The sequence below is a fragment of the Arthrobacter sp. W4I7 genome (assembly GCF_030816215.1).
In the GTDB taxonomy this organism is placed as follows: Bacteria; Actinomycetota; Actinomycetes; order Actinomycetales; family Micrococcaceae; genus Arthrobacter; species Arthrobacter siccitolerans_A.
This window is the reverse complement of the sequence record NZ_JAUSXU010000001.1, coordinates 3,789,675-3,812,442: the sequence shown is the minus strand read 5'-3', so window position 1 is coordinate 3,812,442 and position 22,768 is coordinate 3,789,675. Positions and strand designations below refer to the sequence as shown.

Annotated in this window: 22 protein-coding genes; 12 read left to right on the top strand and 10 right to left on the bottom strand. The window is 65.0% G+C overall.

Annotated elements, in window-relative coordinates:
* The first annotated feature begins 23 nt into the window (after nt 1–23).
* Nucleotides 24–485, top strand: coding sequence for a DUF4383 domain-containing protein (locus QF047_RS17170; protein WP_306638017.1), 462 nt, complete (start codon nt 24–26; stop codon nt 483–485).
* 114 nt (nt 486–599) lie between these two features.
* Here the strand turns inward: QF047_RS17170 and QF047_RS17165 are convergent, their stop codons facing one another.
* From QF047_RS17165 to QF047_RS17145, 5 genes are all read right to left on the bottom strand, one after another.
* Complete coding sequence (locus QF047_RS17165; RefSeq protein ID WP_307279545.1) at nt 600–1,220, bottom strand: DUF4232 domain-containing protein; 621 nt, start codon at nt 1,218–1,220, stop codon at nt 600–602.
* A gap of 102 nt (nt 1,221–1,322) precedes the next feature.
* On the bottom strand, nt 1,323–2,072 hold the full coding sequence (locus QF047_RS17160; RefSeq protein WP_307279541.1) for a YcnI family protein: 750 nt from the start codon (nt 2,070–2,072) through the stop codon (nt 1,323–1,325).
* 83 nt (nt 2,073–2,155) lie between these two features.
* Nucleotides 2,156–2,779 (bottom strand): hypothetical protein, encoded by a 624-nt coding sequence (locus QF047_RS17155; RefSeq protein WP_307279539.1) that lies wholly within the window; start codon nt 2,777–2,779, stop codon nt 2,156–2,158.
* Between the two features lie 94 nt (nt 2,780–2,873).
* Nucleotides 2,874–3,941: a nitronate monooxygenase family protein gene (locus tag QF047_RS17150; RefSeq protein ID WP_307279536.1), complete on the bottom strand. Its 1,068-nt coding sequence runs from the start codon at nt 3,939–3,941 to the stop codon at nt 2,874–2,876.
* A 71-nt stretch (nt 3,942–4,012) separates the two neighbouring features.
* Nucleotides 4,013–4,222, bottom strand: coding sequence for a hypothetical protein (locus tag QF047_RS17145; RefSeq protein ID WP_306638022.1), 210 nt, complete (start codon nt 4,220–4,222; stop codon nt 4,013–4,015).
* A gap of 233 nt (nt 4,223–4,455) precedes the next feature.
* Between QF047_RS17145 and QF047_RS17140 the strand changes: the two genes are divergently transcribed.
* The gene (locus tag QF047_RS17140) at nt 4,456–4,800 is read left to right on the top strand and encodes a hypothetical protein (RefSeq protein WP_306638023.1); all 345 of its coding nucleotides are present in this window, start codon (nt 4,456–4,458) and stop codon (nt 4,798–4,800) included.
* Nucleotides 4,801–4,896: 96 nt separating this feature from the next.
* Here the strand turns inward: QF047_RS17140 and QF047_RS17135 are convergent, their stop codons facing one another.
* The gene (locus QF047_RS17135; protein WP_307279532.1) at nt 4,897–5,976 is read right to left on the bottom strand and encodes a LacI family DNA-binding transcriptional regulator; all 1,080 of its coding nucleotides are present in this window, start codon (nt 5,974–5,976) and stop codon (nt 4,897–4,899) included.
* Nucleotides 5,977–6,182: 206 nt separating this feature from the next.
* Here QF047_RS17135 and QF047_RS17130 point away from each other — a divergent pair, with 206 nt between their 5' ends.
* From QF047_RS17130 to QF047_RS17085, 10 genes are read left to right on the top strand one after another with little or no spacing between them, the layout of a single operon-like run.
* Nucleotides 6,183–7,541 carry an ABC transporter substrate-binding protein gene (locus QF047_RS17130; RefSeq protein WP_306638025.1) on the top strand — a complete coding sequence of 453 codons (1,359 nt, stop codon included), beginning with the start codon at nt 6,183–6,185 and terminating at the stop codon, nt 7,539–7,541.
* A gap of 6 nt (nt 7,542–7,547) precedes the next feature.
* Nucleotides 7,548–8,561, top strand: coding sequence for a carbohydrate ABC transporter permease (locus tag QF047_RS17125; protein WP_306638026.1), 1,014 nt, complete (start codon nt 7,548–7,550; stop codon nt 8,559–8,561).
* Complete coding sequence (locus tag QF047_RS17120) at nt 8,558–9,481, top strand: carbohydrate ABC transporter permease (RefSeq protein WP_307279526.1); 924 nt, start codon at nt 8,558–8,560, stop codon at nt 9,479–9,481. The genes QF047_RS17125 and QF047_RS17120 overlap by 4 nt, the downstream gene beginning before the upstream one ends.
* A gap of 2 nt (nt 9,482–9,483) precedes the next feature.
* Nucleotides 9,484–10,332, top strand: a complete 849-nt coding sequence (locus tag QF047_RS17115; RefSeq protein ID WP_307279524.1) for a sugar phosphate isomerase/epimerase — start codon at nt 9,484–9,486, stop codon at nt 10,330–10,332.
* Nucleotides 10,329–11,495, top strand: a complete 1,167-nt coding sequence (locus tag QF047_RS17110; RefSeq protein ID WP_306638031.1) for a Gfo/Idh/MocA family protein — start codon at nt 10,329–10,331, stop codon at nt 11,493–11,495. The genes QF047_RS17115 and QF047_RS17110 overlap by 4 nt, the downstream gene beginning before the upstream one ends.
* A 4-nt stretch (nt 11,496–11,499) precedes the next feature.
* Nucleotides 11,500–12,405, top strand: a complete 906-nt coding sequence (locus QF047_RS17105; protein WP_307279520.1) for a sugar phosphate isomerase/epimerase — start codon at nt 11,500–11,502, stop codon at nt 12,403–12,405.
* Nucleotides 12,406–12,409: 4 nt separating this feature from the next.
* Entirely contained in the window at nt 12,410–13,810 is a 1,401-nt protein-coding gene (uxaC, locus tag QF047_RS17100) for a glucuronate isomerase (protein WP_307279518.1), read from the top strand.
* Nucleotides 13,807–15,246: a mannitol dehydrogenase family protein gene (locus tag QF047_RS17095; RefSeq protein ID WP_307279517.1), complete on the top strand. Its 1,440-nt coding sequence runs from the start codon at nt 13,807–13,809 to the stop codon at nt 15,244–15,246. Before uxaC ends, QF047_RS17095 begins: the two co-directional genes overlap by 4 nt.
* A 5-nt stretch (nt 15,247–15,251) precedes the next feature.
* Nucleotides 15,252–16,481 carry a D-mannonate dehydratase ManD gene (gene manD / locus QF047_RS17090; RefSeq protein ID WP_307279514.1) on the top strand — a complete coding sequence of 410 codons (1,230 nt, stop codon included), beginning with the start codon at nt 15,252–15,254 and terminating at the stop codon, nt 16,479–16,481.
* Nucleotides 16,482–16,525: 44 nt separating this feature from the next.
* Complete coding sequence (locus QF047_RS17085) at nt 16,526–18,796, top strand: gluconokinase, GntK/IdnK-type (protein ID WP_307282026.1); 2,271 nt, start codon at nt 16,526–16,528, stop codon at nt 18,794–18,796.
* A 286-nt stretch (nt 18,797–19,082) separates the two neighbouring features.
* Here the strand turns inward: QF047_RS17085 and QF047_RS17080 are convergent, their stop codons facing one another.
* From QF047_RS17080 to QF047_RS17065, 4 genes are all read right to left on the bottom strand, one after another.
* Nucleotides 19,083–19,850: a maleylpyruvate isomerase family mycothiol-dependent enzyme gene (locus tag QF047_RS17080; protein ID WP_307279512.1), complete on the bottom strand. Its 768-nt coding sequence runs from the start codon at nt 19,848–19,850 to the stop codon at nt 19,083–19,085.
* On the bottom strand, nt 19,850–20,698 hold the full coding sequence (locus QF047_RS17075; protein WP_307279511.1) for a fumarylacetoacetate hydrolase family protein: 849 nt from the start codon (nt 20,696–20,698) through the stop codon (nt 19,850–19,852). Before QF047_RS17075 ends, QF047_RS17080 begins: the two co-directional genes overlap by 1 nt.
* A complete protein-coding gene (locus QF047_RS17070; RefSeq protein ID WP_307279508.1) occupies nt 20,698–21,828 on the bottom strand; it encodes a cupin domain-containing protein in 1,131 nt (376 codons plus the stop codon). Before QF047_RS17070 ends, QF047_RS17075 begins: the two co-directional genes overlap by 1 nt.
* Before the next feature lie 112 nt (nt 21,829–21,940).
* Nucleotides 21,941–22,699 carry an IclR family transcriptional regulator gene (locus QF047_RS17065; protein ID WP_307282023.1) on the bottom strand — a complete coding sequence of 253 codons (759 nt, stop codon included), beginning with the start codon at nt 22,697–22,699 and terminating at the stop codon, nt 21,941–21,943.
* Nucleotides 22,700–22,768: the final 69 nt, after the last annotated feature.

Genomic DNA, 22,768 nt, shown 5'->3' with positions numbered 1-22,768 from the left:
CAACAGGAGTAATCATGACGAGCATGAGTTCGGACGGTCGCACCGCAGGCCGTACCAACATCCAAAAAGCAACCCTTGCAGTGGGCGCAGTGTTCCTCCTGGTGGGCGTCCTCGGGTTCATCCCGGGCATCACCAGCAATTATGAAACCTTGGGATTCGCCGGCCACGATTCTGACGCCTTGCTCCTGGGCATCTTCCAGGTGTCCATACTTCACAACATCGTCCACCTGCTCTTTGGCGTAGCCGGCATCGCCCTGGCCCGCAACGCTGCACAGTCGAGGAACTACCTGGTGGTGGGTGGCGCCATCTACCTCGTCCTCTGGCTCTACGGCCTGCTGATCGGCCATGACACGCCGGCAAACTTCGTCCCGGTGAACACTGCGGACAACTGGCTCCACTTCGTCCTGGGCGTGGGCATGATCGGCCTGGGCCTGGCACTGTCCCGTGGCACCGCACGTGCCGGCCGTGCCACCACGGCTCATTAGTAAGACAGCCCACCAGTTCACCAACCGCCCGAAGGGCGAAATTAAGCTGCAGGCGGCCCGGCACTTGCCGGACCGCCTGCAGCTGTCTTTGCTCACGAACGTTGTTCCGGAACCTTATGCTGGCTGGAAAGCCCCAATGGCCAGCAGCGTAATCTCCGCGTTGCTGCAGGCCTTGGTGGGCTGGGGCAGGAACAGCGACGCCGTGTCCTCCGGCGGGTAAATCCGGTAGCCGGCGGCATCCACCATGGCGCAGTCGGGATAGTTTCCGGCCTGCGTGTAGCGCAGGACGGCCGTGCCCGTCTGGCCGGGTGCCAGCAAAACATCGGCAGGCGCGGTGGTTTCGTCGCGGGTGGCCGGCGCGCCAATGGGGGCCCCGGCATCATCGGCGGCCAGGGATACGCCGGCGAAACCCCGAAGGACACACGGTTCGGAACCGGTGTTGGTGAGGTTGAGCTTCATGTAGACGCTGCCTGCGGCACCGCCGCCGGACGCATCGGTGGCCGCGGAGAGGCTGGCTGCCTTGCAGAGTCCCGGACCTGCCGGGGGAGCAGTTGCCGACGGCGGTGCGGACTGGGCCGGCGACGCGGATGTTGCGCCGGGGCTGGCGGAACTGGTGCCCGGCGGCGTCGTCGTCGATGATTGCGGCTGGCTGGGGCCGCACCCGCTAAGCAGCAGTGCGGCGGCCGCGGCCGTCGTCGTGATGGCAAGCCCGTGTGAAATTCGCTGAGACCTCATGGCACCACCTTCGCGGCAGTGGTGGGCCGCGTCAACGATGCGGCGAGGTGGCGCGCCGATTTGATGCCCGGATCGTGATGATCCGGGCATCAAGGCCCTTCCCTACCGGGCTGCCTCCGCCGAAGGCTTGCGGCGTGCGCTGCTGCGGAAGTACGCCGCACCTCCGAGCGCCAGGCCGCCGATGCCGGCTGCCAGGCCCGCCCAGCTGCGGGCGTCCGCCCCGCTGTCCGTCACCGCAGCCTGTTCGGTGGACGGGGAGGGGTTGGAGTGAGAGGTTGCAGCGGTGTCCCCGTGTCCGGTGCCGGCTGCCCCGGTGACGGTGATCGAGGGCGCCGGAGCTTTCAGGGAGTGGGGGTCCTGGCCGTCCTTGGCGATTTCCGACCAGTCCGTCTGCCCGGTTTCGCAACTCTGGAGGGTGGGGAAGTACAGCGTGCTGCCGGCCGCGTCCGGGAGCTTCACGGAGAGCACCAGGGCATCGCGGAGTTCGTGGGCCAGGGGCGCCTTGGCGGTGTAGACGATCTGGCTGGTCCGTTTTGTGATGGACGTGCCGTCAGCCAGTTTCCTGGGCTCGGCGAGCTGTTCGGTGACCTTCTCCACGGTCCAGTTGGGATTGACGGTGGGCTGGGCATCGTTGAGTTCCTGCGGCAGCGTGATGGCCACTTTGGTGGTGCCTGAGGTGTCGCAGCCGTGCGGAATCGCGAAGGTCAGCAGGGCGTACGAGTTGGCGTCGGTCTTGTCCGGCGTCACGCCGACATGTGCCGAAGCCCCGCCCGCAACGGCGAGCAGCAGGGCTGCAGCGCCTGCCGTGGCGGCGGTTGTTTGCAGGGTACGGCGAAGTGCTGGGTTGTTCATGGCGTTGCCTTTCCGGTGCGCCCCCGGAAGTCGGAACGGGCGCGCAAAAGTATGGGGTGCCGCCGCCGGCGTGCGGGGCGGTTCTAGCGGGAAAATACGACGGCGGACGGCGGGCCTCGACGGCTGTCCTGCCTGAGGTTCCGCCAGGGACGCCGCGGTGCAGCGGTGGCGGGAAAGGACACGAAAGCCGGCGGGACGGCGTCGGGCGCCACGGCGCGGGGGAGGGCAGCCAGCGGCCGCAGCCAGGCGGCAAGTGCCCACAGGGCTGCTTCGCCCTTGGCCAGCAGGAGCGCGCAAGCCAGCGTTGCCAGTGCGTGCGCAGCCACCATCAGGGGCAGGGTTGTGCCTTCCACGGCGTGGACGTGGACCACCGCCGAAGCCAGCACGTCAGCCCCGGCCCGATGTCCGGGATGAAGTACGGCCGCAGCTGGATTTATGGTGCCGGGGGAACCGAAGGCCGTAAACAGCTCGTGCAGCGCCAGCTGCCCGCCTCCCAGCAGGGCGGCCATGGCCGGGAACCCGAGCCGCCGGCGGGTGGCGGCAGTACTGCCAAGGGCGGTCAGTGCCAGGACCGCCAGCAGGATGGCGGGGGCGGGCAGTTCCCCGCCGCCGGCAAGGTGGGCACCGGAGGCGAGCGCCAGGATGCCGGTGGCCACGGCGGACGCACGGAGGAGGTGGAAGGGCGCGCGTGGACGCTGCGTTTGCACGGATCCTCCCTCCCGGTTCCGGTTCCGAATCCGGGCGCGGGCAGGCGGCGCCGGTCAGATATCGTTCAGATTCTACCGGTGATCACCGGTCAGGTCAGGCTCCGGCCAGCAGTTCGGCCAGCACGTCTGCCGCGGTGCCGTGCCGGAGCAGCGGCGCCGACTGGCCGGCCCACAGGGACATCAGGTCCGTGTTCCCCCGGGCGGCAGCCTGCGGACGGAACCGTCCCGTCAGCCAGTTCTGTACCGGAAACGGGGCCGCCATGCCGGCTTCTTCGAGCTCGCCAATGATCCGGTTGGGAATGCCGCGCGCCAGCCGGCCGCTGAGGGTGCGGGTCAGCACTGTGTGGGCAGCAGCGGGGCTGCGGAGCACGTCTCGGTAAGCGGGCACGGCGGCGGATTCTTGCGTCGCAAGGAACGCCGTCCCCACCTGGACGGCATCGGCGCCCAGTGCCCTGGCGGCAGTGAAACCGCGGCGGTCCGCGATTCCGCCGGCGGCGATGACGGGGATGGAAACGGCGTCGGCCACCTGGGGGACAAGCGCGAACGTACCTATCAGCGACTCCTCCGCGGGCTTTAGGAAGGACACCCGGTGGCCGCCGGACTCCAGGCCGCTGGCCACCACCGCGTCAACGCCGCCAGCCTCCAGCGCCACTGCTTCGGCAACGGTGGTGGCGGTGCCGGCTACCTTGATGCCGCGGCTGTGGGCTTCCTCCACAACATCCGCCGCAGGCACACCGAAGACAAAGCTGACGACGGCGGGACGTGCCTCCAGCACCGCTTCCACCTGTTCGCCGTAGTCCGGCATGTACCGGTCCGGCATGTCGGGCAGGGGGATGCCCAGTTCCTCGAAGTACGGTTTCAGGGCGGCGGTGTATCTTTCGAAGTCTTCCTGCGGAACGGCGTTGGTTTCGGTGCCGTTGGGAACCCACAGATTCAGGGCGAACGGCTTACCCGTGGCCGCGCGGAGTTCGGCTGCCGTCTTTCGGATGGCGGCGCCGTCGTACCCGTAGAGACCGAAGGAACCCAGCCCGCCGCCGTCGCTCACTGCCGCGGTGAGTGCCACCGAGGAGACTCCGCCGAACGGGCCGAGGACCACGGGTGCCTCAAGGCCCAGGAGGTTCGTGAGCCGGTTGGAGCTGGCGGAAGGTTGATGTGTTGTCATGGCAGGCTCCTGGAGGTGTTACTGCTGGCGTGGACCCAGTCTTGCAGCCCGCGGCGCTGCGCCCAAGCCGGCTACGACCCTGCAGCCGCGAGGTCATACCCGTCAGAGATGTGGAAGAGGCGCCGGCCTCCCACAGGCGTACTGACCCACACCACCTCCCCGTCCGCAGTGCGGTCATCCACCAGTCCGGCATAGGCGGGCAGGCCGTTCCTGCTCAGTTCCACTGGTTCGCCCACCTGTACGTCTTCCCAGCGGCCCGGGCCTTTGACGCGATTCATCATCGAAGCCACGCTTTCTTTCTTTGGTTGAAGATCCTGGCTGATCCGGCCGGTTGGGCCGGTCCTTCCATCAAACCGGCCCGGAGCAGTCCTGCTCAATGGAGGAGTGGCCACGCCAGTTGCCGGGACTTTGTGCACCGCTCCAACCCTTCGGCGTCCCGGTTGAGGAGGTGTACCCGGCGATCGGGGCGGGGCTAGACTGCTGGCGTAGATGTCGGCGACCCTGAGGAGTAGTTATGGAACACACCCGCAGCCAGCAGGAAAAGGCCGTTACCGCCGGTGACCTTGGCCGCAGCCACATTGGCCAGACCATCAGCTTCCAGCCGAACGAGTTCACCGTTGTCTTTGGCAAGATCGCTGGAATCGCACGGACAGAGGCCATGGTTTACCTGTCCCTGGACGGAGTCGGGAACGGCACCCACTTGAAGGATGAATACGACCTCCCGCTCACGCACGAGGTTTACCTGCCCGTGGATGTCCTCACCAACGCCGAATCCACCATCAAGGATCTGTTCGGCAAGGTCCAGGAGAACCTGCGCGGAACGGGCCACAAGGGCGAGGACCAGACGGACCGGCTCTAGCGGAGCCAGACGAGGGAAGCCCCGGCGGCCGGCGCCGCCGGGGCTTCCCCACGTCCTGCCGATGACGTCTTCGCGATCCACCTCAAGGCGGGGCCATCAAGCCGGATCATGTGTCCGCGGGCGTGATGCAGGCGCGGGCCCTGTGGACGCCCGGATGGTCAGGTGTGTGGGCATGACCGCAAGCTGGCGGCCGGAGCGGCCCGGAACGGGATTCAGCTGGGAAAGCAGCATTGACACAGCCACCCGGCCTGCCTGTTCGATGGGACTGGCGATGGTGGTCAGCGGGGGATTGCAAAAGTCTGCGCCGAAGATGTCATCAGATCCGATGATGCTGATGTCTTCCGGGACGCGGATACCCCGCTCGCGAAGCCGTTGGAGCATCCCGATCGCCAGCAGGTCATTGAACACAATGCACGCGGTGGCCCCGGTTCGCACCGCAGCATCTGCCGCCGCCGCACCGGACGTCGTCTTCGGAGTGAAGGGGCCGATGCGGTGCGTCTCCATGCCTCGATGCGCGGACTCCTCCTCAAAGACGTTCCAACGCATCCGATTGGACCAGGACGTTGGCGGACCACTGACATAGCAGACCCGGTGGTGGCCCAGTGAGGCCAGGTGCTCCAGGGCCTGTACAACGGCCGACGGTGTGTCTATCACCACTGTGGGAGCGCTGGTGGACGCCCGATTGATTGTCACCAGCGGCTGGGTCTCAGACACCTCGGCCAGTTGCTGGTCCGTCAGGCGGGAAGCTGCAAGGATAAAGCCGTCGGCAGAACGTCGCATCTTGTGAAGAGCTTCAAGCTCCATCTCGTTGGACTCTTCCGTATCCACAAGGAGTTGTGTGTATCCCGCAGCCTTGAGCTGGTGCTGGGTGCCGCGGATGATGTCGAAGTAGAACGGGTTGGTGATGTCAGGCACGAGGACGGCGACCGCATTGGTGCGCCCCGAGCTGAGTCCCTGGGCCTGGGAGCTTGGCACGTAATTTAATTGTGCCGCTGCTTCTTCGATCCTTTCCCTGGTATGGCGGTTTACGCGGTCTGGTTTGGACAGTGCCCGGGAAACCGTTGACGTTGCTACCCCTGCGAGCTGGGCAACGTCCCGGATGGTGGGCACCTTTTCCTGGCCGGTGCGTCCAGGTGAATCCCGTGGCGCCCCCGATCCAGCTGTAGCCGAGGCCATGGCCCATTCCTTTCGCCCGGCCAGCGCCGGTCAGGGGTGAGAGGCGTCCCGGAAGCGGAACGTGTCTTCAATAGAACATCTTTTGGCAACTTTTGGCAACCGCTTGCCGCAACCGTTGCCTTGTTCCTAGACTGAGTCCCGAATCGCCTGCAGCGATGTGCGCCACTTGACGTTGTGGCCATGTAGGTGTCCAAGAGGAGAAAACAATGAGGTTTACATCGTCTTCAGGGCTCGCAGCAATCGTTACGGCTGCGGCATTGGCGTTGACAGGCTGCGGTGGCGGCTCAGGAACCACTGGCACTGCCACAAACGCGGATGGGAAAGTGGACGGAACGGGTAAGACCCTGAACGTCCTCGTGAACGTGCTGAGCCAGTATCCCGAACAGCAGAAGCAGTGGCAGAGTGACATTGCCGCCAAGTTCAAGGCTGAAACCGGGGCCGACGTGAAGTTTGAAACCTTCGCGTCCGCCAACGATGAGCTCACCCGCATCCAGACCTCCGTAGTATCGGGCCAAGGCCCGGACGTCTACAGCCTCGGCACCACCTTTACCCCCACCGCCTATGCCACCAAGGCCTTTGTCACCCTTTCCGACGATGACTGGAAGGCTGTCGGCGGCAAAGACCGTTTCAACCCGGCCGCGCTGGGTATCTCCGGACCGGATAAGGATCACCAGGCCGGCATTCCCTTTGTCAGCCGTCCCTTCGTGATGGCCTATAACAAGGACCTGCTGGCAGCGGCCGGCATCGAGAAGCCCGCCACCAGCTGGGACGAGCTTGCCGAACAGGCCAAGAAAATGACCAAGGACGGCACCTTCGGCATCGCCACAGGCTACAAGGACAACTTCGACCCGTGGAAGTTCATCTGGGCCATGTCTGTCCAGGCCGGCAACCCCCTGGTGGACGGAAACAAGTTCAAGCTGGATGACCCCACCGTGAAGAAGGCCTACGAGACCTACTTCGGCTGGCTGACCGAAGACAAGGTGGTGGACCCGGCTTCGGTGGGCTGGAGCAACAGCAATGCCGTAGCAGCCTTCGCAAGCGGTAAGGCCGGCTACCTGATGATGACCACTTCCAGTTCCATTCCCACCCTGGACAAGTCGGAAGTGGCCGGCAAATACGAATACGCCCTGATGCCCACTATCGCCCCGGGTGAGACGAAGTCCAAGTCTGACGGCGATGCCGCAAGCATCCTCTCCGGCGACAACATCGTGGTTGCCGATTACTCAAAGCAAAAGGACCTCGCCTTCGCCTACATCAAGCTGATCACCTCCAAGGACGAGCAGCTGAACTACCAGAAGATTTTCGGCGACCTTCCCGCCAACGCAGAAGCTCTTGCAACTCTGACCGACCCGAAGCTCAAGCCGCTGGCCGAGGCTGCCGGGAAGTCCAAGGCGACGCCTTTCACCGGTGCATGGGGTGACATGCAACTTGGCCTCCTCAACGTCACGGTCCAGTCCGTTCCGGACCTGGCCGCCGGGAAGGTGGACGAAGCGGCCCTCGAGTCAAGGATCAAGGACTCACAGAACAAGGGCCAGGCCTCCCTGGACCGGGCCTCCAAGGGATAAGTTCCCATGTCAACTGACGCCTCCAACGAAGTCCGGCTTGCGGCGGAGTCCGCCGCAAGCCGGGCGGCCCGCTCGGCCGCTGACGTTTCCAGCCAGGAGCCCAACGGGCAGAGCAGCCCGCGCCGCAAAGGCCTGAGCGAACGCAACCGGCCACTCTGGATGCTGATCCCTGGCGGGGTCCTGATGATCATCATCATCGTGGTGCCCCTCCTGCTGGGCATCTTCATGTCCGCCCTCAACCTGGACCAGTACACGTTGCGCAAATGGGTCAGCGCGCCGTTCATCGGAGTTGAAAACTTCGTTGAAGCAATGACCAGTTCTCCGCTCCTGCACTCTGTCTGGCTGAGTGTCAGCTACTCACTGCTCGCTATGGTGGTCACCCTTCCGCTGGGCATCGCTGCGGCTGTAGCAACCCAGAACGCCTTCAAGGGACGGGCCGTCATCAGGTCAATTTTCCTGATTCCGTACGTCCTGCCTTCGTTCGTTGTGGCAACGGTGTGGCGCACCATGTTGCAGCCTGACGGCATCGTGGACAGGGCACTCGGAACGGTGGGGATCGACGTCGGGCTCTGGCTGAACGGGCCACAGACATTCTGGACCCTGGTACTGGTCCAGATCTGGGCATCGTGGCCGTTCATCTACCTGCTGGCGCTCTCAGGACTCCAGGCCGTGGACCATGAGGTGCACGAGGCCTCGGCTCTCGACGGCGCCCTGTGGTGGAACAAGCTCCGGTATGTCGTGTTCCCCTACCTGAAGGGGCCCCTGTCGCTCGCCTTCCTGATTGGAATGCTGCACCACATCAACAACTTCACGCTGCCATTCGTCCTGTTCGGTGTCCCGGCCCCGGCTGACGTGGAAGTCCTGCCCATCCTTACGTATGTCACCAGTTTCCAGAGCTTCCGGTTCGGCCTGAGCGCGGCCATGGCCTTCATCTCCCTGGTACTGATTGCCATCCCGCTGTTCGTCTACCTCCGTGCTGTCAAACTCGACGACGCAGAAACACCAGGAGCCAAGAAATGAGCACCTCGACAGCCACCCGGCGGAGTACGGCAACCGCGGACCTTCCCCGTCCGGGGTCAAGGCGCCAGCACGAAGTCCTGCGGCTGCTCCCGGGACCCTTGCTTGCCATCATCCTGGTCTTCCTGGGCGCCCTGGTCCTGATTCCCGTCCTGTACATTTTCCTGGCGTCGGTGAATTCGGACATCGGGGTCGCCAACGGCGAATTCTGGCCCTCAAGCTTCACCCTGGAGAACTACTCGAAGATCTGGACCAGCGTCGGCCTCGCTACCGGGCTGGCCAACAGCGTTTTGGTGGCAGGTACGACGGCGGTTGTCTCGGCAGCCCTGTCGGTTTCGACCGCGTTCGTCCTGGTCCGCTACAGTTTCCGGGGCCGGCTCACCATCCTGCGCGGGCTCCTTGCACTGCAGTCAGTGCCCGGGACCCTGATGGTCCTTCCCGTTTTCGTGCTGTTCTCGTCGGCGTCGACATATCTGGGCATCCAGGTCATCGGGACGCAGTGGGGACTCTTCGTGACCTACCTGACGTTCGCCATGCCGTTCTCCACCTGGGTGATGGTCACCTACCTGCGCGGGCTTCCCAAGGAACTTGAAGAAGCGGCCAAGATCGACGGCGCCAGCAACCTCGGTGTCCTGTTCAAGATCGTCCTGCCCCTGAGCTGGCCCGGCATCGTGGTCTCCGGCATCTTCGCTTTCCTCCTGGGATGGAACGACGTCCTGTTTGCCTCCGTCATGACCCGGCCGGAAAGCCAGACCGCCGCCGTAGCCCTGCAAATCTTCGGTGCCTCCCAGGAGGGCGGCGCCATCCCGTTCTACGGCCAGATGATGGCGGCAGCACTGGTATGCGCCGCTCCCGTGGTCATTCTTTACCTGATTTTCCAGCGTTATCTAGTTGGCGGGCTCACCGCCGGAGGAGTTAAATAACCATGGTTTCAGCCACCCAAACCTCGTGGGCCCTGTCCGGGTTCGGCGACGAGATCGACGACGACCCTGCCGTGCAGATCGCCGTCCTGCAGGCGCTCGGCGCGAGCTACATTGAGGTGCGCAGCGCGTGGGGCACGAACATCGTGGACCTGTCCGAAGACCAGCTCGCCGCCCTGGCCAAGTTGCTCGACGAGAAAGCCATGCGGGTTTCCGCGATCGCTTCGCCGATCGGGAAGGTGGATGTCAGCCTTCCCGTGGAGCATGAAGTGGAGCGCCTGCGCCGTGCGGTCAAGGCCGCCAAGGTCCTGGATGCAAAATACATCCGCATTTTCTCCTTCTACTACGGCGAATCCGTTCCTGTGGACAGCATCCGCGATGCAGTCATCGAACGTATGCGCGCGCTCGCCGCCGTCGCCGAACAGGAAGGTGTGGTTCTGCTGCACGAAAACGAAAAGGATATCTTCGGGGATGTCCCGGACCGTGTGCTGGACATCATCGAAAGCGTCAATTCGCCGGCCTTGAAGGTGGCATGGGACGCAGCCAACTTCGTGCAGGTGGGCGTCAAGCCGTTTGATGAGGCCTATGAAAAGCTGCGCCCGCACCTGGAGTACCTGCAGGTCAAGGACGCGCTCTTTTCCAATGGGCATGTCGTTCCCGCAGGGGAGGGCGACGGCGATGTCCAGCGGACCGTGGAAGCGCTCAAGGCGGACGGCTTCACCGGCTTCGCCTCCCTGGAGCCGCACCTCGCGGGAGCTCACGGCCTCGGCGGATTCTCCGGCCCCACAGCGTTCGGCATCGCTGCCCGCGCATTTGCAAAAGTCACATCAGAAGCAGGAGTCCAGACAGTATGAGTGAGATATTGAAGGTCGCCATCACGGGTTGCGGCGTCATTGGCCGAACCCATGCGGCCGCCCTGCATGAGTTTCCTGGAGCCACCATCGTCGCGCTCGTGGACGCGATTCCGGATGCCGCTGAATCCCTTGCTGACTTCATCCAAAAGAGCGGCCGCCCGAGGCCCTCGGTGCATGCGTCCCTGCAAGAGGCTTTTGCTGCCACCGACATTGACCTGGTGGCTTTGGCTACCCCCAGCGGATTGCACATCCAGCAGGGCCTTGAAGTCCTTGCGGCCGGCAAGCACGTCGTCATCGAAAAGCCGCTGGATGTAGACCTGAGCCGGGCACAGGAAATTGAGGCTGCCGCAAACGAGGCCGCGAGCCGAGGAATCGTCGCCTCGGTGATCAGCCAGCACCGGTTTGACCAAGCCAGCGTTGCTGTGGCGGATGCTGTAGCCAAAGGACGGTTTGGGAGGCTGACCTCGGCTATAGCCTCGGTCGCGTGGTGGCGCGGCCAGGCGTACTACGATTCCGGTGACTGGCGCGGCACGTGGTCCATGGACGGTGGCGGAGCCCTGATGAACCAGGGCGTCCACACGGTTGACCTGCTGCTGTGGTTCATGGGCCGGCCGGTGGAGATCCACGCCCACACCGCGCGTTTGGCACACGAACGCATCGAGGTGGAAGACACCGCCGTGGCCACCGTAACCTTCGAGAACGGCGGCATGGCCGTGCTGCACGCCACGACAGCCGCCTACCCCGGCCTGACCGTTCGGGTCCAGCTGATGGGGTCGGAAGGCTCAGCAGTGGTGGATAACGATCAGCTGCACTATTTCCACACCAGGGACGCCGGCGGCGTTTCCGCAGACATGGGGCTGCAGGGCGGGGGAAACCAGGCCTCGGAAGAACTGGCAAAGTACCCTGCAGAGGATTACGAGGCCAAAGATCCCACCGTGTATCCCGCGGGCCACATTCGCCAGTACCGCGACATCATCACCGCCATCACCGAAGGCCGCCAGCCGGGAGTTACCGTCAGCGACGCCGTCAATGCCCTCGCCACCGTGCGGGCGGTCTACGTGTCAGCGACGCTCAACCAGGCAGTACTTTTCGACGATGTCCTGGCCGGCAAGTACAACGACCTCGAAGTCCGCACGGGCAACACTGCGGCAGAAAGCGCCTGAAGCCATGAAATTCTCAGTTTTCACAGCCTCCACACCTGACTGGACTCCCGAAGAAGCGGTCAGCCACCTTTCGGCCCAGGGCTGGGACGGAATAGAGTGGCGGATAACGGACCAGGCCGAGGCGGCTGAGCCCGGTTTCTGGGCCGGAAACAAGGCGACCGTCCCCCTGACAGGCCTTGAAGACAACCTTCAGCGGGTAGCCACTATCACCCGCGACGCCGGCCTGGAGTTCTCCGGTCTGGGCGGCTATGCGCGGTGCGACAACCATGCCGACGTCGATCGCATGTTGGCCGCAACGGCAGCACTGGGAGCGGGCCAGGTACGTGTCACCACCCTTCCGCTGGGGACGGCGGAATGGGGAGGCGAAAAGCCCAGCGGGATTGCCTATCCTGTCCTGTTCGAGGCGGCCCGACGTGACTTCGAATGGGTGGCTGAACGCGCCGCCCACCACGGCGTCAAAGCGCTGGTGGAACTGCACCACCGCACCATCACTGCGTCTGCTTCTTCTGCCCGGCGCCTGGTGGAAGGCCTGGACCCCAAGCACGTCGGGGTCATCCACGACCTCGGCAATCTGCTGATCGAGGGCCAGGAAGACTACCTTCCGGCGTTCGAACTTCTGGGGGAGTACCTGGCCCACATCCACGTCAAGAACGCCGTGTGGACACGTCAGGATGCGACTGACGAATCCGGCGCCGCAGTGTTCCGGAACGAGTGGGCGCCGCTGCAATCCGGACAGGGGAGCGTCCTGGAATACTTCAAGGCGCTGGCTGCCCATGGCTACGACGGCTGGGTCACAGTGGAAGACTTTTCCACAGAGCTTCCCTTGGCCGAACGGACAGCCGGCAATCTTGATTACCTGCGGCGTACGGCGGCCCTCGCCGGGCTCACCGCAGGCGCCGGAGCGCGTTGAGACCATGGCGCATTCGATAGCAGCACACCCCGACCGGCTCCTGCCGGCAGAACCTGGCGTGCGGGAGATAGCCCGTTCCCTTTACAACCTCGTAGCCGGCCTGCCCATCATCTCTCCGCATGGCCACGTGGATGCAGGGGTCATCGAAAACAACCTGCCGTTTCCCGACCCGGCCGCGCTCCTGGTCACACCGGACCACTACGTGACCCGGTTGATCCACGCCGGCGGTGTCCCGATGGAGGAGTTGGGGCTCGGCGATTCGCCGGCCGGCTCGCTCCAGGTCTGGCACAACTTTTGTGCCGCATGGCCTGCCTTTGAGGGCACAGCCTCCGGGTACTGGATACGGCAGGAATTCGAGCATGTGTTCGGGCTTCACGAAGAGCCCACGGCGGAGAACGCGGACAGGATCTACGACGCAATCTCGGCCAGGCTCGCCGAGCCCGGCTTCCGGCCACGGCAACTGTTCAAGGAATTCAACATCGAGGTGCTGGCCACCACGGACGATCCGCTGGACGCCCTGGACAGCCACGCAGCGCTGGCGCAGGACCCGGCCTTCGCCGGCCGCGTCCTGCCCACCTTCCGGCCGGACAAGTACCTCGACATTGCCCATCCAGCCTGGCTGGACAATGTGGAACGCCTCATCGCCGCCGGTTCGAGTGGTTCGGGATACGCCGGTTACATCAGTGCCCTGGAGGCCCGGCGGCGCCATTTCGTAGCAAACGGCGCTGTGTCTGCCGACCATGGGGTCCGCTCGCCTGCCACGCTGAAGCTGGATCAGTCCGATGCAGAGCGGCTCTTCGACCGCGCCCGCGCGGGCAAAGCCACTCCGGCGGACCGTGAAGCCTTCGAAGCCCACATGATGTACCAGATGGCCCGGATGTCAGTGGAGGACGGGTTGGTCATGACGATCCACCCCGGTTCGTACCGAAACCATCACCGTCCCACTTTCGAGGCTTTTGGGGCGGATACCGGCCACGACATCCCCTTCGCCGTGAACTACACGGAGGCCATCCGGCCGCTGCTGCAGGACTTCGGCACGGCCAAGGATTTCCACCTGGTGCTGTTCACGCTGGACGAAACGGTATTCTCGCGCGAACTGGCGCCCTTGGCCGGCTTCTACCCGTCGGTCTACATCGGCGCCCCCTGGTGGTTCCTGGATGCGCCGGACGCGATGCTCCGTTTCCGTTCCGCAGTCACGGAAACGGCCGGCTTCTCACGGTCCTCGGGATTCATCGATGACACCCGGGCGTTCTGCTCCATCCCCGCACGGCACGATACGTCGCGCCGGATCGAGTCAGCCTTCCTGGCACGACTGGTAGCAGAACACCGGATCAGCGAAGAACGGGCGCACGAACTGATCGTGGACATAGTGGATTCTTCCCCGAGAAGGGTCTTTAAGCTGTGAGCGCCAACAAGGTACCCGGGCTGAACCGGGCCCAGGTCGGCCTGCCAAAGGCTCCGGTTCGGATCGTCCACCTTGGACTTGGAGCATTCCACCGGTCACACGAAGCCTGGTATACACAACACGCCGGTGACGGCGGGGAGTGGGGAATCGCCGCTTTCACGGGGAGGCGGCCGGATGCAGCCCTGGCGCTGGCCGCCCAGGACGGTCTGTTCACTCTCATTGAGCGCTCCGGCGACGGGGACGCCTTCGAAGTCATTGGAAGCATTGTCGAAGCGGTTGACGGCGCCGACGTCCGGCGCCTGCAGGAACTTGTTTCAGCCCCGGAAACCGTGATGGTCACCCTGACCATCACGGAAGCGGCCTACGGGCTGGACTCCACCGGTTCCTTTGACGCATCAGGCTTTGCCGGCGACCTTGCGGTCCTGGCAAGCGCAGCCGGTGCCGGCGGAACGCTGACGACGCCGCTGGGCCGGCTCGTTTCCGCCCTCGCCGCCCGCAGGGACTCCGCTGCCGGACCGATCGCCGTCGTTAGTTGCGACAACCTGTCCGGTAATGGAGAGGTTGCCCGGCGCGCCATCACAGGACTGGCGGAAGCTTGGGACGCGGGGCTTGCACGATGGATCGAGAAGAACGTCAGCTTCGTCAGCACGTCCGTGGACCGGATCACCCCGCGGACCACCGAAGCCGACATCGCCGAGGTGGAGGAGTCCTGCGGATACCGTGACAGCTCGCCCGTGGTGGCAGAACCCCTCCGTGACTGGGTCATCAGTGGGAATTTCCCGAAGGGCAGGCCCCGCTGGGAGGACGCCGGCGCCGTGGTGGTGGACGACCTCGAACCGTATGAGAACCGCAAGCTGTGGTTGCTCAACGGCGCCCATTCGCTTCTCGCCTACGCGGGCCAGTTGCGGGGACACACCACCGTGGCGCAGGCGTTGGAGGATCCGTCCTGCAGGAATGCTGTGGAGGCCTTCTGGGGCGAAGCCGCGGAGCACCTGCACGGACAGGACCTGCGCATCCCCGAATACCTGGAAGCACTCCGCGCCCGTTTTGCCAACGGACGGATCGCCCACAATCTGTCCCAGATCGCCGCGGATGGTTCCACGAAGCTCCGGATGAGGGCCGTGCCGGTCCTCGCAGCTGAAAGGTCAGAGGGCCGGTCTGGTGCCGGCAGTTCCCTGATGCTTGCCGCGTGGATCGACTACGTGGCCGAACAGAAAGAACTTAAGGATCCGAGGTCCGATTCAATCGCCGCTGCGAATCGGGCACAAGGAGCCGAAAGGATTGCCGCACTCCTCAATCTTGTCAGCGAGGGGCTTGGGGAAGATCCCCAGATCGTCGCCCTCGTCGCCCGCCAAAGCGGTACCTTCGCCAAAGACTCAACCACCGCCGCCGCCACGGCCGGACCCGCCCACTTGGTTCCTGAAAGGAACAGCTGAATTTCATGAAGATTGTCGCAGCAGACGTTTTTGTCACCAGTCCCTCCCGGAATTTCGTGACGCTCCGGATCACTACCGAGGATGGTGTGACCGGTATTGGTGATGCCACGTTGAACGGGCGTGAACTGGCTGTGGCCGCGTATTTGAAGGAGCACGTGGCGCAGTTGCTGATCGGGAAGGATCCGCACCGGATTGAGGACACGTGGCAGTTCCTGTACCGGTCCTCGTACTGGCGGCGTGGCCCGGTGACGATGGCCGCGATCGCCGCGGTGGACATGGCGTTGTGGGATATCAAGGGCAAGATGGCGGGCATGCCGGTGTACCAGCTGTTGGGCGGGGCGTCCCGGAACGGGTTGCGCGCGTACGGCCACGCTTCGGGCGCGGACCTGCCATCGTTGTTTGATTCGGTCCGGGAGCACCTGGAGCTCGGGTACAAGTCGATCCGGATCCAGACCGCCGTCCCCGGCATCAAGGCCGTGTACGGGGTGGCCGCGCAGGCGCAGGCCTCGGGGGAGCGGTATGACTACGAGCCCGCCGGGCGGGGCGCGTTCCCGGTGGAGGAGGACTGGGACACCCGGGCCTACCTGCGTCACTTGCCGACGGTGTTTGAGGCGGTCCGGAACGAGTTCGGCCCCGAAATCCCTTTGCTGCACGACGGGCACCACCGGATGACGCCCATCCAGGCCGCGAAGCTGGGCAAAGCCTTGGAACCGTATGACCTGTTCTGGCTGGAGGACTGCACCCCGGCCGAAAACCAGGAGGGCCTGCGCCTGGTCCGCCAGCACACCACCACCCCGCTGGCCATCGGTGAGATCTTCAACACCGTGTATGACTACCAGACCCTGATCAAGGAACAGCTGATCGACTACGTCCGGGCAGCCTCCACGCACTTCGGCGGGATCAGCCCGTTGAAGAAGGTCATGGACTTCGCGGCGCAGTACCAGATCAAGTCCGGCTTCCACGGCCCCACGGATATTTCCCCGGTGGGTTTCGCCGCGCAGCTGCACGTGGGCCTGGCCATCCACAACTACGGCATCCAGGAATACATGCAGCACTCGGACAAGACCAACGAGGTCTTCCACCAGTCCATGACCTTCGTGGACGGCTACCTGCACCCGGGCGACAAGCCCGGCATCGGCGTCGAATTCAACGAAGAAGCCGCAGCGGCCTACCCGTACCAGCAGGCCTACCTGCCCTACAACCGCCTCATCGACGGAACGGTCCACGACTGGTGAGCACTTCCAAGACAGCAGCAACCGGCAAACTCCGCATCGTCGTGATGGGAGTGTCCGGCTGCGGCAAGACCACCATCGGCGACCTCGTGGCACGGGAGCTCGGCGTCCCGTTCCTCGACGGCGACTCCCTCCACCCGGTAGAAAACGTCGCCAAAATGGCGGCGGGCACACCCCTGACGGATGAAGACCGCTGGCCCTGGCTCGCCACAGTCGGCGCCCAGCTGGCCAACGCGGGCGACGGCGGCATAGTCCTCGCCTGCTCAGCCCTGCGCCGCAGCTACCGCGACGCCATCCGCGCCCAGGCCCCGGACACCATCTTCCTGCACCTGCACGGCACCAGAGAGGTCCTGCGGGCGCGTACTGAAGGGCGCACCGGCCACTTCATGCCGCCTGCCCTCCTCGAATCCCAGCTCGCCACGCTGGAACCGCTGGACGCAAGTGAAACCGGCGTTATCGTCGACATTTCTGCCCCGGTCAGGCAGGTGGTCCGGGAGGCACTCGCCGGGATTGCCGCCGTCGGGGGTCCTGCTGACGTTTCCGGCACTGCCGGTGCCGCCAGCACCCGGCCGCGGCAGTTCGACGTCGACCTTCAGGCCGCGCCGTTCAATCTCGACGGCGACGCTGTCACCTGGGTGGAATCCACCATCGCCGGCATGACCCTCGAGGAAAAGATCGGCCAGCTGTTCATCAACCACAACAACGACTACTCCCCGGAGTACCTCGATGCTGTGCTGGAGGACTTCCACGTGGGCGGCATGCGGTACCGGCCCGGGCCCTCGGCCGCGGTGCAGGAGCATATCCGCTACGCGCAGTCCAAGACCCGGATCCCGCTGCTGGTGGCTTCCAACCCGGAAATGGGGGGAGCCGGAAGCTGCGACGATGGAACGTTTGTGTCCACACACCTGCAGGCCGGCTCGCACCCGGACAAGGCCATCGCCCGGCAGATGGGGCAGGTAGCCGGGGTGGAAACCGCCGCGCTGGGCTGCAACTGGGCCTTCGCCCCGATCGTGGACATCCACTACAACTGGCGGAACACGGTCATCTCCACCCGCGCCTTCGGCAACACCCCGGAAATTGTGGTGGAGCGGGCCAAGGAATACTTCGACGGCATCAGCGAATCACCCACGGTATGCGCCATGAAGCACTTCCCCGGCGACGGCGTGGACGAGCGTGACCAGCACGTGGTCACTTCCTACAACACCTTCACCTATGAGGAATGGAACCGGACCTACGGGCACGTGTACCGCGAGATGATCGGCCACGGCGTGCAGTCCATTATGGTGGGGCACATCGGGGCGCCTGACCTGTCCCGGCACTTCCGGCCCGGCCTGGCGGACAGGGAGATCCTTCCCGCGACGCTGGCGCCCGAACTGCTCCAGGAACTGCTTCGCGGCGAACTCGGCTTCAACGGGCTCGTGCTCACCGACGCGTCGCAGATGGTTGGCCTCGCCCAGGCCAGAAAGCGCAAGGACCTGGTGCCGGCCACCATCGCGGCCGGCTGTGACATGTTCCTGTTCTTCCGCAACCCCGGGGAGGACTTCGGGTACATGCTGGACGGCTACAAGTCCGGCGTCATCACCGAACAGCGCCTGCACGACGCACTGCGCAGGATCCTCGGGCTGAAGGCTGCCCTGGGGCTGCACCGCAAGTCCGCGGACCAGCTGGTTCCGCCTGCTGAGGCGCTTGCCGTGATCGGCAGCGAAGCGCACCGGGCTATTGCGGCGCAGATCGCGGACAAGACCGTCACCTTGGTCAAGGACACTGCGAACAACCTCCCCATCACTCCACAGATGCATCCCCGGATCCGCCTGTACGGGATTTCCGGCGGTTCAGATTTCACCCGTGCCGACCCGCTGGCCTACCTGGAGACTGTCAAGGAAGAGCTCGAAGCCGCCGGCTTTGAAGTACACGTTTTCAAGACGGCGGAGCAGCGCGAAGCGGCGGGCGAGACCGGCATGAACTTCATGCGGGTCCTGTCGGAGGAAGCCACCGGCGACTACGCAGCGAAGTACGACGCCGCGTTTGTGTTCGCCAACGTAAAAGGCTTTGCCCAGGAGGCAGCTATCCGGATCAAGTGGTCCTCGCCCATGGCCGCGGAGATCCCGTGGTACGTCACCGAAGTGCCTACGGTGTTTGTTTCGCTCAACCAGCCCAACCACCTGATTGATGTGCCCATGGTCAAGACGGCGATCCACGCGCACGCCGGGTCCCGGGAAGCCATCCGGGCCACCGTTGCCAAGATCCAGGGCAAGTCTGAGTTCCAGGGCACGTTCAACGACAACGTGTTCTGCGGTTCGTTCGACACCCGGCTCTAGGCGGAACCTTTGGCGGCCAACAACACAACAATGGCGGCCAGCGAGATTCGCTGGCCGCCATTGTTGTGTCCTGTCTGGTTGGCTGCTGCTTAGCCCGCCTGCCCTTGCACCGCGCGGGTGGTGAACGGGAGGACGAGCCGGGAGGGGTGGGCGGCGTCGCGGTAGATCTTGTGGACGAACGCTGACAAACCCGTTTCTGCAACCGCAGGAGACGATGCATTAACAAAGAAGGCCCCTCAGTGAGGGGCCTTCTTGTGGTTCGCCTGCTGCTGTCCACCCTGGTGGACTAGATCCACTTCGGCGGAGCCGGGACCTGGTTCTGTTCTTCGGTGCTTTCTGCTGCGCCGGGTCCGGTAGCCGTGACTCCGTGGGTGCCGCGGCCTGCTGCCCATTGGACGACGGCGGGCAGGGGGCCGGTGATGATCGTCGGGTTGGTGGCGGTGGTGTCGCCGAACGTGAGCTCCGGTCCGTCTACCTTAACGAGCAGCCCGGTGTCGGTGCCGCGGGTGTGCCAGGCGCCGGTGATGTCGGTGAGGAGGCGTTCCAGGACGGGTGTGGGGATGTCACTGAAGGTGGCGCCGTTGTCGAGGTCGACGGCGTGCATCCAGACTTCCCGCGTGCGCATCCACACGGTTTCTTCGGCCGGGACAACGCGGCCTTGGGCGGTTTTGATTTTGTGGTGCCAGGCGTCGGCGGGCAGGTCGCGCCATTCGACGTTCAGGTGCACGGCGGAGTGGTCGAAGAGGTGCCGCAGGGCGATGGGGGAGAGGGTGGCGCCGAATTCGATCTCGTGGGTCCGCGCCTCGGGGGAGGTATACATGGGGGTTTCTATGCCGGTGGCGGCCCATTCGATCAGGCGGGCGATGGCGCGTGCGTTGTAGCCCGCGTGTGCCACTACGTGCCGGCGGGTCCAGCCGGGCAGCAGGGAATTGCTGTCGAGCTCCGCATCGGGGAGTTCGTTGAGTTTGCGGGCGAAGAACGCGGTGCCCCGGCGCGCCTGCAGCAGGGACTGCAGGAGCGCCGGGTCGGTGGTCTGGTCGGTGCGGGCGGCCATCAGGCTTCCTTGGTGACGCGGTTCTTCAGCTGTCCGAGTCCCTCGATGGTGGTGACCAGGACCTGGCCGTCCTGCAGGTAGCGTTTAGGGTCCTGGGCGTGGCCCACGCCGCCGGGGGTGCCGGTGGCGATCACGTCGCCGGGGTTCAGCGTGATGATGGTGGAGATGTAGGAGACCAGGAACTCCGGGGTGAACACCAGGTCCGAGGTGGGGGTGGACTGCTGGACGTCCCCGTCGACCGCGGAGGTCATCAGCGGGCCGGGGGTGAATTCGTCCCGGGTGACCAGGGCCGGTCCGAACGGCGTGGACTTTTCCCAGGTTTTGCCCTGCAGCCACTGGATGGTGCGGAACTGGTAGTCCCGCATGGATACGTCGTTCAGGACGGCGTACCCGGCGATGTGCGCGGGCGCGTCTGTTTCACTGATACGGCGGCCCTGCTTGCCGATCACGACGGCGAGTTCGGCTTCCCAGTCCACGGTGTCTGATTCCTGCGGCAGGGCCAGGTCATCGTTCGGGCCGATCAGTGATTCGGCGTACTTGGCGAACAGGGTGGGGTATCCGGGGACTTCCCGGCCCATTTCCTTGATGTGGTTGCGGTAGTTGTGGCCCACGCAGATGATCTTGCCCGGGGCGGGGACGACGGCGGCAAGGTCCGCGCCGTCCACGGCGTGCGTTGCGCCGCTGGCTGCTTTCGCGGTGGTTTCCCAGGCGGGGTCCTGCAGCAGGGCCCCGACGTCGGCGAACCCGGGGATCTCGGTGAGCGTGTCCCCGTCCTGACGGACCGCCACGGTGCTCTTGCCGTTGCCGTTGCCGGTGCTGTCGTTCAGGCGGAGGGTGAGCAGTTTCATTACTTGGTGCGTCCTTCGGTGTAGGTGCGGTTGAAGTTGAGGCGTTCGAAGATCGGCGCGTCACTGAAACGGAAGAGGTCGAACCCGGTGTCGGCGTGAAGGGACCATCCTGCCCAGGAGGGGACGACGAAGAGGTCGCCCTTGGCCAGGTGCTTGGTTTCGCCGTTCAGGACCACGGTGCCGGTGCCTTCGAAGACCTGCCAGACGCTGGAGCCCACCTCGTGGACGGTGTCCGTGGTGGCGCCGGGGCGGAGGCGGTGGAACTCTGCCCGGATGGTGGGCATCACGTCCCCGCCGGTGGTCGGGTTGGTGAACCGGACAGCGGCGTGGCCCTGGGAGACGGTGGCGGGGTGGCCCTCGTCCTCCAGCAGCAGCTGCTCGGTCAGGGCGGCGTCGGTGTGCTTCCACCGGTACGCGGCGATGGGGGAGCTGCTGGTGTCATCCAGGCCCGAAAGCGGGCGCAGGCCGGGGTGGGCCCAGAGCCGTTCAGAGCGGGAGATGTCCGGGGTCGCTTCGTCGGTGACGCGTTCGGTGCCGAACTCGAAGAACCCGGCGTCGGCGTAGTGGACGAACGGGATGTCCAGCCCGTCGATCCAGGCCATCGGCTCATCGGTGTCGTTGTGGTGGCCGTGGAAGTTCCAGCCCGGGGTCAGCAGGAAATCCCCGCGGGACATCCGCACGGGGTCCCCGTTCACCACGGTCCACACACCCTCGCCTTCGACGACGAACCGGAACGCGTTCTGTGAGTGCCGGTGCTCGGGGGCGGTTTCCCGGCCGCCCAGGTACTGGATCGCGGCCCACAATGTCGGGGTGGCGTACGGGGTGCCGGCCAGGCCGGGGTTCGCCAGGGCGATGGCCCGGCGTTCCCCGCCGCGGCCCACCGGCACCAGGTCCCCGGCACGGGCAGCCAACGGGTACAGGTCATTCCACCGCCACACATGCGGCACGGCCTTCGGGCTTGGGACCATCGGCATCAAATCACCGATTTCTGTCCACAACGGAACCAGGTTCTCCTTGCCGAAATCCTTGTACAGCTGCTCCAGCTGTACAGCCTCCTCCGGTGTGGGCTCCGGCACGGCATGGCTCGCGGCCACAGACTCATGGGTCGCGTTCTCGGCGCTGATGGACACGAAAGGCCTCCTGGATAGGTCCGAACAGTTTTGGCGTAGTTCGACCCTATGGAGGGACTGCATGTGATCGCGAGCATATTCTGCTCTACAGAATTAGCGGGGCTGAAAGTAATCAGTCCGGCTCGGCCGGGTTTGCGGCGATGTCGATCTCCAGCTGCCGGCAGGTCTCGTGCAGGGCGGCCACCAGGCCGCCGTCGAACACTGTGCGGAACCGTGTGGCAGGAGTGGCGACGCTGATCGCCCCCACCACGTTGCCGTGCCGGTTGTGCAGCGCGATGCCGAGGGCGCTCACGCCGTCCTCGGTGCCTTCAAAATTGGCGGCGAAGCCGTTGCTGCGGACGGAATCAAGCTCGCGCAGGAAGGCCGGATAGTCCTCCTCGGCAATGGTGTCGCCGCTGATCTCGGCATTGTTGCTGCGAAAGAGTTGCTGGATCATGGACGGATCCAGCTCGGCGAGGATCGCCTTGCCGCCGGAGGTCCTGCTGGCTGGCAGCACCGTCCCCTGCCGGTCGCCTACCCGCAGCACGTTGTTTCCTTCCACCGTGGCGAGGAAACGCACTTTGGTGCCCACGCGCACCATGAGGTTGACGGTTTCGTTGAGCTGCGCCGAGAGCAGTTCCATGTGGGGCTGGGCCAGCGAACGCAGCAGCCGGGTCCAGCTCAATCCGGCCGGACCCACGCCCATGGCGGGGCCGGGGACGTAGCGCCGGGTTTCATCCTGGACTGCAAAACCCCGGTAGACCAGCATCGCCAGGAGCCGGTGGGCGGTGGAAGGCGCAACCCCCAGTTCCTCCGCCGCGTCCTTCAGCCGCAGCGTCCCGCCGTCGCGCAGCAGCTGGAGGAGTTGCAGCGCGTTGTCCACCGCCTCGATGGAGTACGTGGGCCGCTTCTGTACGGGCTTTTTCTCCGCAGGCTTCCGCCGCGGACTCGTAGCAGGGGT